This window comes from Amycolatopsis sp. cmx-4-61 (assembly GCF_046548775.1).
Lineage (GTDB): Bacteria > Actinomycetota > Actinomycetes > Mycobacteriales > Pseudonocardiaceae > Amycolatopsis.
Window position 1 is genome coordinate 276076 of sequence record NZ_JAEBEI010000013.1, and the last position, 14240, is coordinate 290315.

Annotated in this window: 13 protein-coding genes and 1 pseudogene; 7 read left to right on the forward strand and 7 right to left on the reverse strand. The window is 70.9% G+C overall.

All coding sequences use genetic code 11. The annotated features are described in order from the left end of the window. The first annotated feature begins 130 nt into the window (after positions 1–130). The 6 genes from ACLJOU_RS31555 to ACLJOU_RS31580 all read left to right on the forward strand — a co-directional run bounded on the left by ACLJOU_RS31555 (position 131) and on the right by ACLJOU_RS31580 (position 5939). Entirely contained in the window at positions 131–1705 is a 1575-nt protein-coding gene (locus ACLJOU_RS31555) for an alpha/beta hydrolase (RefSeq protein WP_410572458.1), read from the forward strand. A gap of 200 nt (positions 1706–1905) precedes the next feature. Next, complete coding sequence (locus ACLJOU_RS31560) at positions 1906–2805, forward strand: ABC transporter ATP-binding protein (protein ID WP_410572460.1); 900 nt, start codon at positions 1906–1908, stop codon at positions 2803–2805. Beyond that, positions 2802–3533 carry an ABC transporter permease gene (locus ACLJOU_RS31565; RefSeq protein WP_410572462.1) on the forward strand — a complete coding sequence of 244 codons (732 nt, stop codon included), beginning with the start codon at positions 2802–2804 and terminating at the stop codon, positions 3531–3533. The genes ACLJOU_RS31560 and ACLJOU_RS31565 overlap by 4 nt, the downstream gene beginning before the upstream one ends. Positions 3534–3692: 159 nt before the next feature. Further along, positions 3693–4316 (forward strand): hypothetical protein, encoded by a 624-nt coding sequence (locus ACLJOU_RS31570; protein WP_410572464.1) that lies wholly within the window; start codon positions 3693–3695, stop codon positions 4314–4316. Further along, on the forward strand, positions 4313–4624 hold the full coding sequence (locus ACLJOU_RS31575) for a transcriptional regulator (protein WP_410572466.1): 312 nt from the start codon (positions 4313–4315) through the stop codon (positions 4622–4624). The genes ACLJOU_RS31570 and ACLJOU_RS31575 overlap by 4 nt, the downstream gene beginning before the upstream one ends. Position 4625: 1 nt before the next feature. Further along, complete coding sequence (locus ACLJOU_RS31580) at positions 4626–5939, forward strand: DNA polymerase IV (protein ID WP_410572468.1); 1314 nt, start codon at positions 4626–4628, stop codon at positions 5937–5939. Positions 5940–6033: 94 nt separating this feature from the next. Here ACLJOU_RS31580 and ACLJOU_RS31585 read toward each other — a convergent pair whose 3' ends face one another. From ACLJOU_RS31585 to ACLJOU_RS31605, 5 genes are all read right to left on the reverse strand, one after another. After that, complete coding sequence (locus ACLJOU_RS31585; RefSeq protein ID WP_410572470.1) at positions 6034–7110, reverse strand: glycoside hydrolase family 88 protein; 1077 nt, start codon at positions 7108–7110, stop codon at positions 6034–6036. A gap of 81 nt (positions 7111–7191) precedes the next feature. After that, entirely contained in the window at positions 7192–7836 is a 645-nt protein-coding gene (locus ACLJOU_RS31590) for a FadR/GntR family transcriptional regulator (protein ID WP_410572472.1), read from the reverse strand. After that, entirely contained in the window at positions 7833–8858 is a 1026-nt protein-coding gene (locus ACLJOU_RS31595) for an ABC transporter permease (RefSeq protein WP_410572474.1), read from the reverse strand. The genes ACLJOU_RS31590 and ACLJOU_RS31595 overlap by 4 nt, the downstream gene beginning before the upstream one ends. Positions 8859–8922: 64 nt before the next feature. Next, positions 8923–10461: a sugar ABC transporter ATP-binding protein gene (locus tag ACLJOU_RS31600; protein WP_410572476.1), complete on the reverse strand. Its 1539-nt coding sequence runs from the start codon at positions 10459–10461 to the stop codon at positions 8923–8925. A 72-nt stretch (positions 10462–10533) separates the two neighbouring features. Then, complete coding sequence (locus ACLJOU_RS31605; protein ID WP_410572478.1) at positions 10534–11508, reverse strand: substrate-binding domain-containing protein; 975 nt, start codon at positions 11506–11508, stop codon at positions 10534–10536. A gap of 367 nt (positions 11509–11875) precedes the next feature. Between ACLJOU_RS31605 and ACLJOU_RS31610 the strand changes: the two genes are divergently transcribed. Next, on the forward strand, positions 11876–13006 hold the full coding sequence (locus ACLJOU_RS31610; RefSeq protein ID WP_410572480.1) for a CapA family protein: 1131 nt from the start codon (positions 11876–11878) through the stop codon (positions 13004–13006). 88 nt (positions 13007–13094) lie between these two features. Here ACLJOU_RS31610 and ACLJOU_RS31615 read toward each other — a convergent pair whose 3' ends face one another. Together ACLJOU_RS31615 and ACLJOU_RS31620 are read right to left on the reverse strand one after the other, a co-directional pair. Next, entirely contained in the window at positions 13095–14114 is a 1020-nt protein-coding gene (locus ACLJOU_RS31615; protein WP_410572482.1) for a family 2 encapsulin nanocompartment cargo protein polyprenyl transferase, read from the reverse strand. Next, positions 14114–14240 (reverse strand): annotated as a pseudogene (locus ACLJOU_RS31620) (hypothetical protein); the annotation flags it as partial. The pseudogene ACLJOU_RS31620 and the gene ACLJOU_RS31615, both read right to left, overlap by 1 nt.

The window sequence follows — 14240 nt, forward strand, 5'->3', positions numbered from 1 at the left end:
GAACGCCCGCGCCACCCGATTTCCACCTTTCGTAGGGCATTCGAGGGCGCGCACCCGGTTGACCGTCCCGCCGGGCCCGCGCCGGGTCTAGGGTTCTCCCGCCCGAAGTCGCAGGGAAAGGAAGAAAACAGTGAGACGAGCCGTAATCGCCGCGGTAGCCGCCGCCGCGACGGCGTCCGCGCTCGTGGCCGCTCCGGCCGCGACCGCCGCACCCGCCGGACCGGCCTCGATCGCCTGGGGCCCGTGCACCAACCCCACGCTGGTCGCCGCCGGCGCCGAATGCGGGTACCTCTCGGTGCCGCTCGACTACCGCAAGCCGGCCGGGGAGCAGATCCAGCTCGCCGTCAGCCGCGTCAAGCACAAGGTGCCGGACGCGCAGTACCAGGGTGTCATGCTGACCAACCCCGGCGGCCCCGGCGGCTCCGGCCTCCTGCTGGCCACCCGCGGCCCGCGCGTGCCCAACCACGCCGGGGACGCCTACGACTGGATCGGCTTCGACCCGCGCGGTGTCGGCGCCAGCAAGCCCGCGCTGTCGTGCGACCCGAACTACATGGACTACAACCGGCCGCAGTACGTGCCGTTCACCCCGCAGCTGGAGCGGACCTGGCTCGACCGCTCGAAGGGGTACGCCGAAGCCTGCGCGAAGAACAACTCGCGTGCGCTGCTGGAAAACATGAAGACGACCGACACGGTCGCGGACATGGACTCCATCCGCCGGGCGCTCGGCCAGAAGCAGCTGAACTTCTACGGCTACTCCTACGGCACCTACCTCGGCCAGGTGTACGGCTCGTTGTACCCGCAGAACGTCCGCCGGATGGTGCTCGACTCGACGGTCGACCCCCGGGGCGTCTGGTACGGCGACAACCTGAACCAGGACATCGCCTTCGACCGCAACATCCGCATCTGGTTCGGGTGGGTCGCCCAGCACGACGACGTCTACCACCTCGGCAGGACCGAGGCCGCGGTGCAGCAGGTGGTGAACGAGCAGCTGCTCAAGACGTCCTTCCACCCGGCCGGCGGCGTGATCGGGCCGGACGAGATCCTCGACGTCATCCAGCAGGCGAGCTACTACCAGCTGCGGTGGACGCTGCTCGGCGACGCGCTGTCCCGGTTCGTCAACCAGGGTGACTGGCAGAACTGGAAGACGCTCTTCGAGGCCTTCGGCGGCCGCGGCGACGACAACAGCTTCGCGGTGTACCTGGCCGTGCAGTGCACCGACGTCCAGTGGCCGCAGAGCTGGAACCAGTGGAAGCGCGACAACTGGCGGACCTTCGCCAAGGCCCCGTACTTCACCTGGCTGAACGCCTGGTTCAACGCGCCCTGCCTGTACTGGCCGGCGAAGGCGGGCAAGCCGGCCAAGATCGACGGCCGGGGCGTGCAGAGCGTCCTCATGATCGACGAGACGCTCGACGCGGCGACGCCGTTCGAAGGCAGCCTCGAGGTCCGCAGCCGGTTCCCGGGCGCTTCGCTGATCGCGGAGCCGGGCGGCACGAGCCACGCGATCACCCCGCGCGGCAACGCGTGCGTCGACAACAAGATCGCCGACTACCTCGCGACGGGTGCCCTCCCGGCCCGCAAGCCGGGCCGCACGGCGGACGTCGAGTGCGCCCCGCTGCCGCAGCCGACACCGCCGGCGCCGACGGCTGCCAAGGCCGACTCCCTCGCGGCGGCGCAGGGCGTGGCCGCCGGGCGGTTCCTCGGCTGACCTGCGGGGTCGCCCCAAGCGCCCCAATGTGGCCTTCGGTGCGTCAGACGCACCGAAGGCCACATTGGGTGCGTCAGACGCAACCAAGGCCGCCTTGGGGCGCTCGGGTTTCCGACGCCGGGAGCTTTGAGTTCTCGTGGACTTTGTGTTACAAAGTGCGCAGCAACTTTGCGCTACAAAGTCCAGGAAAGGAGGACGCCATGACTGGGGGACCGGCGTTCGCGCTCCACGGCCTCACCAAACGGTTCGGGCAGGTCACGGCGGTCGACGGGGTGTCCGTCGAGGTCGCGCGCGGCGAGGTCGTCGCGTTGCTCGGGCCGAACGGCGCGGGCAAGTCGACCACCGTCGACCTGCTGCTCGGCCTGACCAAGCCCGACGCGGGGGAGGTCACCGTCGCCGGCGGCAGCCCGCGCGAAGCCGTCGACCGCGGGTTGGTCGGCGCGATGATGCAGAACGGCGCCCTGCTGCCGGACGCCACCGTCGGCGAGCTCGTCGGCCTGATCGTTTCCACGCACGAGAAGCCGCTGCCCGCGAGCGAGGTGATCGCCCGGGCCGGCCTGGAGAAGCTCGTGAAACGCCGCTGCGGCAAGCTGTCCGGCGGGGAACGGCAGCGCGTCCGGTTCGCCCTCGCCCTGGCCGGGAACCCGCAGCTGCTCGTGCTCGACGAGCCCACCGCGGCGATGGATGTCGACGGCCGCCGGGCGTTCTGGGCGGCCATCCGCGAGTTCGCCGCCGGCGGGCGGACCGTGCTGTTCGCGACGCACTACCTCGCCGAAGCCGAGGACTACGCCGACCGCGTCGTGCTGATGCGCCACGGCACCGTCGTCGCCGACGGCCCGGTCGCCGAGGTCCGGGCCGCGGTGTCCGGGCGGGTGCTCAAGGCCGTCGTCCCGCGCGCCACCGAGACCGACCTCGCGCACCTGCCGGGAGTCACGAGCGTGCAGCTGCGGGCCGGTCGCGCCGAGCTGGCCTGCGCCGACTCCGACGCCGCCGTCCGCGCCCTGCTCGTGGCGCACCCGGAGGCGTCCGACATCGAAATCACCGCGCTCGGGCTCGAAGAAGCCTTCCTGGCGCTGACCGCCGAGGAGGCCGCCGCGTGAACACGACGTACCTGAGCCTGGAGATCAAGCGGATCGTCCGCAGCCCGCAGTTCACCATCTTCACCATCGGCATGCCGGTCGCGATGTACCTGCTCTTCGGCGCCATCTTCGGCAAGCTGGAGCTGGCGAACGGCCTTCCCGCCGATGTCCAGACGATGATCAAGCTCGCCGCCTACGGCGCGAGCGGCGGTGCCCTCTTCACCGGGACGCGGGTGGCGCAGGAACGCACCGACGGCTGGCAGCGGCAGCTCCGGCTCACGCCGATGCGCGGTCCCGGCTACCTGGTCGTCAAGGTGCTCTCCGCGATGGCGGTGGCGCTGCCGGTGCTCGCGGTGCTGTTCCTCGCGGGACTGGCGACGGGGGTCGAGATGACCGCCGCGCAGTGGGTCCTGGTGCTGGTGTCGCTGTGGCTCGCCGTCCTGCCCTTCGCCGTGCTGGGGCTCGCGATCGGGCTCTTCGGCAAGGGCGACACGGTCGGCGCCGTCACCGGCGCGCTGATGATGCCGCTCGGCATGCTCGGCGGGCTGTGGATCCCGCTGGAGGTCCTCCCGGCCTGGATGTCGACGGTGGCGCACTTCTTCCCGACGTACTGGCTCGGCCGTGTCGGCCTCGAACCCCTGGCCCACCAGGGCGGGCTCGGTGTCGCGGTGCTGGTGCTCGCGGGGTGGCTCGTCGTCCCCGCCCTGATCGTCGTGCGCCGGTTCCGGCTGGACACGGCCCGGCTCTGAGTGCGTGTTGCCGATCCGGGCCAAAAGCAGGCCGCCCGCCGAGCGGGACGCGACCGTAGATGCGGGCCGATGGGGCCGTGGCTGTGGCCGGGTCGGCAACGAATGGCACAGTAGCTTCCGTGCAGGGTGCGGGGTCTGCACGGGAGGAGGGCGAACCAGGTGGAAGACGAGCCGATGTCGGCCGAGGAGTCGCTGAACCTGATCGCCCGGCAGAACCGGCGGACCCGCCGGGAACTGGGCGGGGGCCCGGCGCGGATGCTCGCCGCCTGGGCCCTCGCCTGGCTGCTCGGCTGGGGGTTCACCTACCTCACCACCCGGTTCTGGGTGGCGGTGCCCGGCTGGGTGGCCGGCGGCATCGTCGTCCCGCTGCTGTTCCTCGGCGCGATGGCGTACACGACCTACACCAGCATCCGCAGCGGCCGCGGGATCCGCGGGCCGTCCCGCACGATCGGCGCGATGTACGGCTACGGCTGGGCGCTGTCGTCGATCGGGCTGATGGTCGTCGACCTCCGGATCACGCAGTTCCAGGCGCTGTCGAACGACGAGGTGTCGCTGCTGTGGTCGGGTACCTGGCTGCTGCTCACCGGCGTCATGTACCTGGCGGGCGGCATGGTGTGGCAGGACAAGCTGATGTACGGCCTCGGCGCGTGGATCATCGTGTCGGCCGCCCTGAGCGTGCTCGTGGGCTACCCCGACAACTTCCTCGTGCTCACCGTGTGCGGCGGCGGCGGGTTCCTGCTCGGTTCGATCGTCTACTTCGTCCGCGAGAAGACCGGCCGATGAGCGAACTGCCGCAGCTCGACCCGGTGATCCACGCCCAGGCGCGGCTGCGGGTCACCGTGGCGCTCGCCGGGTTGCGCCCCGGCGACCAGATCACGTTCCCGCGGCTGCAGCAGCTGCTCGACATGACGGCGGGCAACCTCTCGACGCACCTGCGCAAGCTCGAGGACGCCGAGTACGTCGAGATCACCAAGGCCTACGAACACCGGACCCCGGTCACCCTCGTCCGGCTCACCGCGGTGGGCCGGGCGGCGTTCGAGAACTACACGAAGGCGCTCCACCGGCTGCTGGACGCCACCGGCGGGGACTGACGTGGCCCGCTGGGTGATCCACCTCGACCTGGACGCCTTCTACGCGTCCGCCGAGCAGCTCACCCGTCCGACGCTGGCCGGGCGCCCGGTGCTCGTCGGCGGCACCGGGCCGCGCGGGGTCGTCGCCGGCGCCAGCTACGAATCGCGGGCGTTCGGCATCCGCTCGGCGATGCCGATGGCCCAGGCGCGGCGGCTGCTGCCGGCGAACGGCGTGATCGTGCCGCCGCGGTTCCGCGTGTACGAACGGCTCAGCCAGGAGGTCTTCGCCGTCGTCACCGAAGTGGCGCCGGTGCTGGAGAAGATTTCCCTCGACGAAGCGTTCGCCGAGCCGCCTTCGCTCGTCGGCGCGTCCTTCGAGGAGGTGACGGCGTTCTGCGCCGCCCTGCGGGCCCGCATCCGGGCGGAAACCGGCCTGGTGGCGTCGATCGGGGCGGGCAACGGCAAGCAGATCGCGAAGATCGCCTCGGACGAAGCCAAACCGGACGGGCTGCTGGTGGTGCCGCAGGGCACCGAGCGGGAGTTCCTCGCGCCGCTGCCGGTGCGCGCGCTGTGGGGCATCGGCCCGGTCGCCGAGGGGAAGCTGCGGTTCATCGGCGTCCAGACGCTCGGGCAGCTGGCGGCCCTGTCCGAACCGGACGCGGTGGCCACGCTGGGCGGCGTGGTCGGCCGCGACCTGCGGCGGCTCGCCACCGGCGCGGACGACCGCCCGGTGGCCGGCCGCGCGGAAACCAAGCAGGTCAGCGCCGAGACGACGTTCGACACCGACATCAAGGACCTGCCGACGTTGCGGGCGGAGGTCCGCCGGATCGCGGTGGGTGCGCACCAGCGGCTGGTGAAGGCCGGCCGCGTGGCCCGGACGGTGGTGATCAAGCTGCGCCACACGGACATGCACACGGTGACCCGGTCGGAGACGATCTCCGCGCCCACGGACGACCTGGCCGAGCTGTCGGCGACGGCCGAACGCCTGCTGATCGACCCGGCGGAGTTCGGCGGCATCCGGCTGGCGGGCGTGGCCTACAGCGGGCTTTCGGTCCCGCACCAGGACGCACTGTTCTCCCTGGCAGCCTCGTCGGCGCCGACGGCGTCGGTGACGTCGGCGGTGGTCGCGGCCCCGGCACCGGCGGCGCCTTCGGAGTGGCGGCAGGGTGACGACGTGGTCCACGAGGAGTTCGGCACGGGCTGGGTCCAGGGCGCGGGCCACGGCCGGGTGACGGTCCGCTTCGAGCACCGGTCGTCGGGACCCGGCGTCGCGCGGACGTTCCCCCAGTCGGACCCGGCCCTGACCCGCGGCGACCCCGCCGACTGCCTGCGCTGAAAGCGCCCCAATGTGGCCTTCCGTGCGTGTGACGCACCCAAGGCGGCCTTCGGTGCGTCAGACGCAACCAAGGCCGCCTTGGGGCGCTTGGGACCTACTTCGCCGAGCAGCCCTGCAGCTTCGCCACTTCCTGACCGGCCAGCAGGAACGCGCCCACGCCGTACGCCGCGGTGTCGGTTGCGCGAGCCGTCGCCGGGCGGTCGCCCACCGGCTGGACGAACCCGAGCCGGCCCGACGGCTGCAGCGCCTTCGTCGACAGTGCCGTCCACGCCTTGTCCACCACCGGGCGGAACCGGCCCGCGTCGAGGACGCCCGCGTTGACGCCCCAGCCGAGGCCGAAGGCGAACAGTGCCGTGCCACTGGATTCGGGGCCGCCGTGATCCCACGGGTTCAGCAGGTCGGAGTTCCAGAAGCCGTCACGGCGCTGGACCAACGCCAGCGTCGAAGCCGTCTTCCTGAACACCCGCAGGTACTCCGGCCGCCGCGGGTCGTCGGCCGGCAGCACCTGCAGCACCTTGGCCAGCGCCGCCAGGGCCCAGCCGTTGCCGCGGGACCAGAACACGCCCGAGCCCGTGAACCGCGCGTCGCGGTACCAGAGGCCGGTGAACTCGTTGAACAGCTTGTGTTCCGATGTACGGAAGAGCCGGTCCATGGCGTCCAGATAGGACGGTTCGTGGTCGATCAGGCTCATCCGCGCGAACGACGGCATCGCCATGTTGAGCGCGTCGACGTAGTTCCAGTAGCCGCGGTGGCCCGCCTGCACGGACGCGACCTCGGCCTTGATCCGGGTGCGGATCGAATCCAGCGGGATCTCCGGGTGGAAGTACGTGTACAGGTCCAGGTACGCCTCGCCGGCGGCCTGGTCGTCCGGGAAGAACGGCCGCTTCGGGTCCTCCGGCAGGAGGTACTTGTTGGCCTGCGCCCACGGGTACGTCTTGTGGTTGGACTGGCCGGTGGTCCGGACCAGGGCGAGGTTCCCGACGTGGAACGTCGCGTTCTGCCAGTCCGGCGCGTCGAGGTTCGTCCCGTTGGTGACCCAGTAGTTGCCCGCGGACACCATTTCGTCGGAGATCGTGCACGTCGCGGCGGCCGCCACCGGAGCCGTCAAGAGACTGCCCGCCACCGCCGTGGCCGCGAGCACGCCGAAACCGCGAATTCCCGGGAAACGCATGAAAGCGTCCTCCTCAACACTCATGGCGGCGGGCGTCCGCAGCGAGTGAAGCGCGTCCCGATAACCGTGTCAAGGTACCGATCAGCGGTACGCCGCAACGGTTTCCAGCAACCGGCGCGCCGCGGACTCGGCGCCGTCGGCGTTCTTCGCGAGCACGAGCGTCAGCACGCGGGAATGCGCTACCAGCTCCATCGGCTCGCCGTCCGCCTTCAGCGCCGCGACCACGGGCACCTGCAGCTGCGCGATCAGCGTGTTCCCCGACGCCCGGACCAGCGCCGCGTGGAACCGCGAATCGGCGTCGCGGAACGCAGCGCCGTCGTCGCGCTCGACCGCGTCGGCCATCTGCGCGTAGGCCGCCGCCATCGCCGAAAGCTCGTCCGGACGCCGGTGCCGCGCCGCCATCCGGGCCGCCTGGGGTTCGATGGCCAGCCGCAGTTCCCGCAGCTCGCGCAGGTGCTCGCGGCCGCCCGGCCCGCCGACGCGCCAGGCGATGACGTCGGGGTCGATGGCGTCCCACGCCTCGGGCGGCAGCGTCCACGTCCCGACGCGCGGGCGCGCGGTGACCATGCCCTTGCTCTCCAGCACGCGCAACGCCTCGCGGACCACCGTCCGGGACGCGGAGAACCGGCGGCCGAGCTCCTCGGGGACGAGCGGCTGCCCGTCCCCGAGGACGCCCTCGACGATGAGCCGGCCCAGTTCGTCGACGATGCGGGCGTGGAGGTTCACTCGGGCAGGCCGACGCGCCGCTCCCCGCTGCGCAGCTGCTGCAGCACGACCGCGATCACCAGCAGGGCGCCGTGGGCGACGTTCTGCCAGAACGGGTTGATGCCGAGCCCCGACATGCCGTTGTCGAGCACACCGAGGATGACCACCGCGAGCACGGTCGAGATGATCGACCCGCGGCCGCCCTTGAGCATCGTGCCGCCGAGCGCGGCGCCGGTGACGGCCTGCAGCTCCAGGCCCTCGGACCCGGACGTCGGCTGGCCGGAGCCGGTGCGGGCGGTGATCAGCACACCCGCGATCGCCGCGACCACGCCGACGAGGGCGTAGACGCCGATGATGTACCGGTTGATGTTGATGCCGGCCAGCCGCGCGGCGGTGTCGTTGCCGCCGATCGCGTAGACGTTGCGGCCGATGTCGGTGTACTTGAGCAGGAAGTGCAGCAGTGCCGCGACGATCAGGAACACCCACACGAGCGACGGCAGGCCGAGCACGGACCCCTTGGCCAGGAAGATGAACAGGTCGTCGCCGCCGGTGTAGCCCTGCGCCTTGCCGTTGGAGATGACCTGGGCGATGCCCTTGTAGGTGGCGAGCATGGCCAGCGTCGCGACCACCGGGTTGACCCGGCCGAAGATGATGATCATGCCGTTGACCAGGCCGCAGAGGATGCCGACGCCGACCGCGGCGAGGATGCCGACTTCGGCGTTGCCGGTCGAGGTGAACACCATCGCCGAGATGACCGACGCGAGCCCGGCCATCGAGCCGACCGAGATGTCCAGCGCGCCGAGGATGATCACCAGGGTCTGCACCAGGGCCAGCAGGCCCATGATGGTGATCGCGCTGCCGATCAGCAGCAGGTTGTTGGTGCGGAAGAAGTTCTCGTTCAGCACGCTCAGCAGGATCACCAGGGCGATGAGCGTGATGATCAGGCTGGAGTTCTGCACGCCGATGCCGGTCAGCACGCGGCGCGCGGCAGACGGCTGGGCCGGGGCGGCGGGCGCCGACGTTTCCTTGGTGGGGGTGCTCATGCGCCGGCCTCGCTGACGCTCGGCGCGGCTACAGCCGTGTCATTCGATTCGTTCACAGGCTCACTCATGCGCCGATCTCCTGGGCGTCGTCCACGGCTGGTTCGGTTTCGGGGATGGCGAGGGTCAGCACGGCCTCCTCGGTCGCTTCCTCGCGGCCGAGTTCGCCGGCCAGGCGCCCGGCGCGCATGACGAGGATGCGGTCGGCCAGCGTCAGCACCTCGGGCAGGTCGGAGGAGATGACCAGCAGCGCGATGCCTTCCGCGGCGAGGCCGTCGATGATCCGGTAGATCTCGGCCTTCGCGCCGACGTCGACCCCGCGCGTCGGCTCGTCGAGGATCAGCAGCTTCGGCCGCCGCGCAAGCCAGCGTGCGAGGACCGCCTTCTGCTGGTTGCCGCCGGAGAGCTTGCGGACTTCCTGCTCCATCGACGGCGTCCGCACGCGAAGCTCGCGTACGTACTCCTCGACGAGCGCGCGTTCCTTCGCCCGCTTCACGACCCGGAAGCGGCGAAGCCGGTCCAGGACGGCGATGGAGACGTTGTCGCGTACGGACCGCTGCATGAGCAACGCGTCCGTCTTGCGCTCTTCGGGCGCGAAGCCGATGCCGGCTTTGACGGCGTCACCCGGGTTGTGCGCGCGCAGCCGTTTGCCGCCGAGTTCGACGGTCCCGGACCGGATCGGCAGGTCGCCGACGATCGCGCGGGCCAGCTCGGACCGTCCGGCGCCGACCAGCCCCGCCAGGCAGACGACTTCGCCCGCGCGGACCTGCAGCGAGACGCCGGTGACGTCGTCGGTCGTGACGTCGTCGAGCTTCAGCACGACGTCGCCGGTGTCCTGGGTGACCCTCCGCTCGAGCGCCGAGAGGTCGCGGCCGATCATCATCCGGACCAGGCCGGCCTCGTCGGTCTCCGCGGCCTGCTGGACGCCGACGAGCTTCCCGTCGCGCAGCACGGCGACGCGGTCGGCGAGCTGGAAGATCTCCTTCATCCGGTGCGAGACGTAGACGACCGCGACCCCGCTGTCGCGCAGCCGCCCGATCAGCCGGAACAGCGCCTCGACCTCGTGCTCCGACAGCGACGACGTGGGTTCGTCGAAGGCGATCACCCGCGGCGGGGTGGCGGCGGTGAGCACGCGGAGGATCTCGACGAGCTGGCGCTGGGCGGGGGAGAGCGCGGCGCCGAGCGTCGCCGGGTTGAGGACGCCTTCGAAGCCGTACTCGGCCAGTGCGTCGTGTGTGGCCTTGGTGAGCGTGCGGCGGCTGAACACGCGGGCCTTCGCGGGGAGTTCGCCGACGAAGACGTTCTCCGCCACCGAAACGTGCGGGATGATCTCGGGTTCCTGGTAGATCACGCGCACTCCGGCGGCCATCGCCGCGCGCGGGGTGTCGAAGGCGACTTCGGTGCCGTCGAGCAGGAGCCGGCCCTCGTCCGGGCCCTGGTCGCCGGAGAGCACGCGCAGCAGCGTCGACTTGCCGGCGCCGTTCTCGCCCATCAGCGCGAGCACCTCGCCGGAGCGGAACTCCAGCGAGACGTCGTCGAGGGCGGTGACCCCGGAGAAGCGCTTGCCGATGCCCTCGACGGCGAGCGCGGGTGAAGAGGAGGACATGGTCGCCCTTCGAGCGGTGGAGCCCGCGGCGGGGCACTTCCCCGGGGAAGTGCCCCGCCCGCGGGAGTTCGGTCAGGTGCAGTTGACGCCGGCCTGCTTGTAGTTGTCCTTGTTGACGATCGTGGTCTTGGCGATCGTCTCCGCGGGCAGTTCCTTGCCGTTCTTCACCTTGTCGACCAGCACCTGGATCGCCGAGCGGCCGACCTCGGCGCCGGAGATGTAGAGCGCGGCCTTGTTGCCGGTGTCCTTGTTCGCGGCCCAGTCCTTGCAGTCGAGGTAGGCGCCGAGCCCGACGCCGATGATGTTGTTCGCCTGGACGCCGGAGTTGGCCAGCGCGGTCACCACGCCGGTCTCGTTCTCGTCGTTGCAGCCCCACACGACCCAGTGCTTGACGCCGGGGTTGGAGCCGATCACCGCGCCGGAGCGGTTCTGGGCGTCGACGGGGGAGTTGTCGGTGCCGACGTCGATCACCTGGACGTCCGCGCCCGCCGCCTTCGAGAAGGCGGACTTCGCGGCGTTGACGCGGTCGGTGCAGACGGTCAGATCCTGCTTGTAGGCGCTGATGATCTTCGTGTCGGCGGCGGCCCAGCCGGCGGCCTTGAACAGCTTCCCGGCTTCGGTGCCGACCGAGTCGCCCATCTGGCTGCCGTTGAAGCCGACGAACGGGGCCTTCGCGCCCGAGCCGTCCTTGATGACGTCGTCGGAGGCGATCAGCGGGATGCCCGCGCTCTTGGCCTTGTCGATCACCTGCGGGCCGATGGCCTGGTCGGGGACCACGATGGCCACACCGTTGGCGCCCTGGGCGACCGCGGCGTCCAGTTCGGTGATCGCCTTGTTGGCGTCCTGGCCGAGGTTGACCACCTTGAGCTCGACGCCGAGCTCCTTCGCCTTCTCCTGCGCGCCCTGGGCCTGCTCGACGAAGTACTGCTGGTCGCCCTGTTTCTGCAGGTAGTACAGGGTGACCTTGCCGTTGGCCGGCGCCTGCTGCTGCGGGGCGGCGGTGTCTTTGCCGGAGGAGCAGGAGGCCAGCAGGGCTCCGGAAATCAAACAACAACCAACAACGCTCCAGGTCCGGAACCTGTGCGGGTATGTGGACATCGAGTGCTCCCATGGGGCCAGAGTCGAGTGGTGCAGGTCGCGTGCCGCGAAGTGACTCGTATTACAAAACACCCGTTCGAGGAGCGTCAAGGCGCAGTTAGCGGAGTGAGACCTACTCTGCGTAGTTGCATCGTGGCAAACGAGGGCTGCATTTATCGTATTTTTTCGGCTCTGTCCTGCGCGTTGTCCGGTTTTGTCGCGTGCGAATGTTCTGATCGGTGTTGTCGACTGTGGTGGAAGTTTCATCAGGAGTCGGATGGCGTCGCTGTCCGATTCGCCCGGCTGGCAGGATGGCCGGACCACGTTAGGGGGACCGATGACGAAGCACCGCGTCGCCGCGCTCGCCGGCGTCGCCGTCCTGGCGGCCGCCTGCAGTGCCTCTCCGCCGAAGCCGGGGCCGGCTCCGACGCCCTTTCCCGAAGCCGGCTCGTCGAGTGCCGCCGCCGTTCCCGACGGCTCGTTCAGTGTCGTCGCGACCGGCGACGTGCTGATCCACCCGGCGCTGACCGAGCAGGCCGAGGCGGACGGCGGCGGCAAGATCGACTACCGGCCGCTGCTGGCCGGGATCAAGCCGCTGATCTCCGGCGCCGACCTCGGGATCTGCCACCTCGAGACGCCGCTGGCGCCGGAAGGTGGCCCGTACAGCGGCTACCCGTCGTTCAGCGCGCCGCCGGAGATCGCCGACGCGATCAAGGACACCGGCTACGACACCTGCTCGACGTCGTCCAACCACACGATCGACCAGGGCGCCGAGGGTGTCACCCGCACCCTGGACAAGCTCGACGCGGTCGGCGTCAGGCACACGGGCTCGGCGCGGTCGGCCGCCGAAGCCGCGAAGCCGCTGGTTCTCGACGTCCACGGCGTCAAGGTCGCCCAGGTGTCCTACGCCTTCGGGTTCAACGGCATCAAGGTGCCGGCTGGGAAACCGTGGCTGGCCAACCAGATCGACGTCGACGACGTGCTGGCGGCCGCGCACAAGGCTCGCGAAGCCGGTGCGCAGGTCGTGATCGCGAGCCTGCACTGGGGCGTGGAGTATCAGCACGAGCCGACGGCCGAACAGCGGTCGCAGGCCAGGAAGCTGCTGGCGTCGGACGACATCGACCTGATCGTCGGCCACCACGCCCACGTGGTGCAGCCGTTCGAGAAGATCGGGGACAAGTGGGTGGCCTACGGGCTCGGCAACAGCGTCGCCCGCCACTCCGAACCCAAGGGCGACACGGAGGAAGGCGCGGCGGCCCGCTTCCGCTTCGTCCGCGACGGCAACCGCTGGAAGGTCGACAAGGCCGAGTACGTCCCGACCCTGATCAAGCTGGACGCTCCCATCCGCCTGATCGACTTGTCGACATCCTCGCCGTCCGCCCAGGTCACCAAGGCCCTCCGGGACACGGACAAGAACATCCTGAGCCTGCACGCGGACAAGTCCGGCCTCACCCGCCCCGGCAACTGACCCGCTACTGACGTGCTCCGAGGGGCATCACCCGTGATCAGAGGGGGCATCACCGCGATGCCCGCTCGATCACGCGTGATGCCCCTGTTCAGTGGGTGCGGGTGGTGACCAGGCGGGCCAGGGCGGCCAGTTCCGCGCCGGCGCGGGTCGGCGGGCCGGCCACGGCCAGGTCGCGCAGGGCCTTGGCCAGCAACGCGTCCGCCTGGGCCTGGCTCCACTGGCGGCCGCCCGCGGCGTCGACGAGGTACGCCGCGCGGGCCAGCTCGGTCTCGTCCAGGGGCTCGGAGCGGGCGTAGAGCGCGGCCAGCTCCGCACCCGCGGGCGTGCCGGAGCACAGGGCCGTCACCACCGGCAGTGACTTCTTGCGGTTCTGCAGGTCCGAGTACACCGGCTTGCCGGTGACGGCCGGGTCGCCCCAGATGCCGAGCAGGTCGTCGACGTGCTGGAACGCCAGTCCGACGGCCCGGCCGAACGCGCCGAAGCACTCGGTGTCGCCCGGCCCGGACGCGGCCCCGAGCGCGCACGCCGCGCCCAGCAGCGCGGCCGTCTTGCCCTCCGCCATTCGCACGCATTCGCCGGGCGTGACGTCGTCGCGCTGCTCGAAGTCGAGGTCCGCGGCCTGGCCTTCGAGCAGCGCCAGCGTCGCGGCCGACAGCAGCCGCGCGTTCGCGGCCCCGCTCGGCGCCAGCACCTCGAACGCCAGGCTCAGCAGCGCGTCCCCGGCCAGCACCGCCGGCCCGGTGCCGAACACCGTCCACGCCGTCGCGCGGTGACGCCGGGTCGTGTCGCCGTCCATGACGTCGTCGTGCAGGAGCGAAAAGTTGTGCACCAGTTCCACGGCGACGGCGGCGGGCACGGCGTCGGCCGCCTCCCCGCCCGCGGCTTCCGCGCACAGCAGCGCCAAAGCCGGCCGCAGCGCCTTGCCGCCGTCCGCCGAGGCCGTCCGTCCGTCGGCATCCTCCCAGCCGAAGTGGTACGCGGCGATCCGCCGCATCGCCTCCGGCAGCCGCCCGGCGGCCGTCCGCAGTGCCGGGTCGACGAGCCCCTTGCTCCACGCGAGGACGTCGGCGAGGGGCCGGGCCGCGGTCCGCGTGTTCATGGTCGTCATCAGTGGCCGATCTGGACGTCGTCGAGGATGCCGAGGGCGTCGGGGACGAGGACGGCGGCGGAGTGGTAGGCGCTGACGAGGTAGGAGGTGATGGCGCGGTCGTCGGTGCCCATGTAGCGGATGTTG

What these genes read in the sequence shown, in the direction of transcription:
- ACLJOU_RS31585 (WP_410572470.1), bottom strand. Translation starts at nt 7,110, where the DNA reads ATGCGTTTCCCGGGAATTCGCGGTTTCGGCGTGCTCGCGGCCACGGCG.
- ACLJOU_RS31600 (WP_410572476.1), bottom strand. Translation starts at nt 10,461, where the DNA reads ATGTCCTCCTCTTCACCCGCGCTCGCCGTCGAGGGCATCGGCAAGCGC.
- ACLJOU_RS31560 (WP_410572460.1), top strand. Translation starts at nt 1,906, where the DNA reads ATGACTGGGGGACCGGCGTTCGCGCTCCACGGCCTCACCAAACGGTTC.
- ACLJOU_RS31610 (WP_410572480.1), top strand. Translation starts at nt 11,876, where the DNA reads ATGACGAAGCACCGCGTCGCCGCGCTCGCCGGCGTCGCCGTCCTGGCG.
- ACLJOU_RS31615 (WP_410572482.1), bottom strand. Translation starts at nt 14,114, where the DNA reads ATGACGACCATGAACACGCGGACCGCGGCCCGGCCCCTCGCCGACGTC.
- ACLJOU_RS31575 (WP_410572466.1), top strand. Translation starts at nt 4,313, where the DNA reads ATGAGCGAACTGCCGCAGCTCGACCCGGTGATCCACGCCCAGGCGCGG.
- ACLJOU_RS31595 (WP_410572474.1), bottom strand. Translation starts at nt 8,858, where the DNA reads ATGAGCACCCCCACCAAGGAAACGTCGGCGCCCGCCGCCCCGGCCCAG.